The organism is Micromonospora foliorum (genome assembly GCF_022229015.1).
In the GTDB taxonomy this organism is placed as follows: Bacteria; Actinomycetota; Actinomycetes; order Mycobacteriales; family Micromonosporaceae; genus Micromonospora; species Micromonospora foliorum.
Genome location: NZ_JAKKFF010000474.1, coordinates 1 through 2895, shown reverse-complemented (window position 1 = coordinate 2895; position 2895 = coordinate 1). Strand labels below are relative to the sequence as shown.

Here is a 2895-nt window from a genome sequence, read left to right as displayed (position 1 = left end):
ATATTCTGTTTTTTGAAGCAGAAGAAGGCCTAGGAGATAAGGCAACGTGACTGCATGTCAGACGTGTGCTGTTCCGATCTGGCGCCGTGACCGTGGTCGGTCTGGACGCGGCGGCCAGCACCGGGGCGAGCGCGGGGTGCGGCGGGGCGCCCGCCGCGTCCAGACCGACCACGGTCACGGCGCTCACCGGGGCCATCGGCGTCACCGAGGCACCGGACGCCACCGGCGTCACCGGGGCCACCGGCCGGACGAGGCGACGACGTGCGCTCCGGCGAAGTCGACCATCGCCACGTCCACCGTGACCGTCGGCCCGGCGAAGCGCCGCAGCACCTGGCGGACCCGCTGGCAGAGCAGGTCCCCGGCCGGGGCGAGCAGCCCGGCCGCCTCCCACAGCTCGTACGCGTGCCGCCCGGTGTTCGCCTCGGTCACGGCGGCGACCAGCGACGGGTCGCCGCCGGCCTCGGCGGTCACCGCGCCGAGCAGGGACAGGTCCACCTTGGAGCGGGTGTAGTGGGTCATCAGGATGCCGGCCGCGAGTTTGGCGAGCTTGCCGGCCATGCCGACGAAGACCACCCCGATCATCGCGTCACCCACGGCGGCGGTCACCGCGGCGCCGGTGAAGTCGCCGACCTCGACGAAGCAGACCTCGGGCAGGTCGGGCAGGAGCGCGCGGGCGGCCCGCTCGGTACGCCCACCGGTGCAGAGCACCACTGTCGGCTCGCCCTGGGCGGCCATCACGTGCACGGCCTGCACCACGCTGGCCCGCCACGACGCGGTGGAGAAGGGGCGGACGATCCCGGTGGTGCCGAGGATCGAGATCCCGCCGAGGATGCCGAGCCGACGGTTGGTGGTCTTGCGGGCCATGATCTCGCCCCGGGGCACGCTGATCACCACCCGGACGCCGACCTCGCTGAGGTCGACCACCTCGGCTACCGCCTCGCCGATCATCCGGCGGGGGGTGTCGTTGATCGCCGGGCCGCCGACGGCGAGCCCCAGGCCGGGCTTGGTGACCGTGCCGACGCCGGCACCGCCGGCGAGCCGCAGGCCGGGGACGTCGGTCCAGTCCACGGTGGCGGTCAGCTCGGCGCCGTGGGTGACGTCCGGGTCGTCCCCGGCGTCCTTGACCACCACCGCCTCGGCCCGCACGGGTGGGGTGCCGGTCACCTCGCAGCGTTCGACCGGGAAGCGCACCCGGCGTCCGGCGGGCAGGCCGATCTCCACCTCCTGCTGGGTGGTGCCGGTGACCAGCGCGGTGACCGCGGCCTTGGCCGCCGCCGTCGCGCACGCGCCGGTGGTCCAGCCGGTGCGCAGCGCGGTGGGCCGGACCTTCGCGGTTCGCGGCAGGTCCGGTTCGCGCAGCGGCGGCTCGGCGTACGTCATGGTGTGGCTGTCCCCCCGGCGCGGGCGCTGGCCTGGCGGCGCAGCTCGGCGCGGGCGGCCGGCTCCGCCCGCCGGAAGGTGTGGAAGTGCCCGGGGTGGTAGAGGTGCGAGCGGGTGCCCTCGGCGGCGAGGGCCGGCCCGACCAGGAACAGGGTGTGCTTCCACAGCTTGTGCTGCTTGACCGTCGCCTCCAGGGTGCCGACCGTGCAGCGCACCACCAGTTCGTCGGGCCAGGTCGCCTGGTACGCCACCACGGCCGGGGTGTCCTCCGGGTAGCCGCCGGCCAGCAGCTCGGCCTGCACCTGCCCGGAGCGGGCGGCGGAGAGGAACAGCGCCATGGTGGTGCCGTGGCGGGCGAAGTCGCGGACCCGCTCACCGGGCGGCATCGGGGTCTTGCCGCCTTCGAGGCGGGTGAGGATCACCGACTGGGCCACCTCGGGCACGGTCAGCTCCCGTCCGACGATCGCCGCGACGGCGGTGAACGAGGACACCCCGGGCACGATCTCGACGGCCAGGTCGAGCGCCCGGCACAGGTCCAGCTGTTCCTGCACCGCGCCCCACAGCGCCGGGTCTCCGGAGTGGATCCGGGCGACGGTCAGCCCCTGCTCGGCGGCGCGCCGGTAGAGCGGCAGCACACCCTCGATGGGCAGCTGCGACGAGTCGACGATCTCCGCGTCGGGGCGGGCGTGATCGAGCACGTCGGCGTGCACCAGGCTGGCCGCCCAGATCACGATGTCCGCCTCGGCGATGACCCGGGCGGCCCGCAGGGTCAGCAGGTCCGCCGCCCCCGGGCCGGCACCGACGAACCACACCTTGCCGTCGCTGGTCACAGCTTTCCTCCTCGGTGCTCGCGGCGGGCCGGAACCAGCAGCGTCGACAGGTACGGCAGGTCGTGCTCGGTGTCGTCGACCGGCCCGACCCGTTCACCGGGCAACCCCAGGCTGCGGCCGAGCACCGCGTCGGCGAGGCGGCCCTGCCGGCGTAGCTCGGCGAGCAGTTCCGGGTGCCGCCGCCAGCCCTTGTAGGCGACCACGGTGCCCGGCCCGGCGAGGGCGTCGGCGAAGAGGGCCAGGCCCGCGGTGGCCGGCAGCAGGGTGAGCGGTTCGCGTCCCTCACAGAGCGGGGTGCCGCTGAGCGCCGCCAGCTCCTGCATGGCGGTGACGCCGGGGACGGTCGCCACCCGCACCGCGGGGCGCAGCGCGCGGACGCTCTGGGCCAGGTAACCGAAGGTGGAGTAGACGTTGGGGTCGCCGATGGTGGCGAAGGCGAGGGACCGCGCGCCCGCGTCGATCGCCTCGACCACCGCCCGGGCGGCGTCGTCCCAGGCCGCCGCCCGACGCGCGGTCACCCCACCCCGGTCGTCGAGAGCGAACGGCAGCCGGCGCAGCCGGTCCGCCGGCACGTACTCCCGGACGGTCGCTTCGGCCCGCCCGGCGTCCGCGCCCGGCGGCGTCGGACCGGCCGTCGCGGTGGGCGCGACCCGGTCCGCCATCACGGGTACGAAGACCACGTCGT

General features: G+C 74.9%; 3 protein-coding genes. All 3 read right to left on the bottom strand.

Going from position 1 to position 2895, the window contains the following annotated elements:
- Window positions 1-228: 228 nt before the first annotated feature.
- Complete coding sequence (locus tag PSH25_RS28355; RefSeq protein ID WP_238661950.1) at window positions 229-1380, bottom strand: cobalt-precorrin-5B (C(1))-methyltransferase; 1152 nt, start codon at window positions 1378-1380, stop codon at window positions 229-231.
- Window positions 1377-2210, bottom strand: coding sequence for a precorrin-4 C(11)-methyltransferase (cobM, locus tag PSH25_RS28350; RefSeq protein ID WP_238661949.1), 834 nt, complete (start codon window positions 2208-2210; stop codon window positions 1377-1379). The genes PSH25_RS28355 and cobM overlap by 4 nt, the downstream gene beginning before the upstream one ends.
- The coding region (locus tag PSH25_RS28345; RefSeq protein WP_274528081.1) for a precorrin-2 C(20)-methyltransferase at window positions 2207-2895 on the bottom strand (689 nt) is incomplete at its 5' end. The genes cobM and PSH25_RS28345, both read right to left, overlap by 4 nt.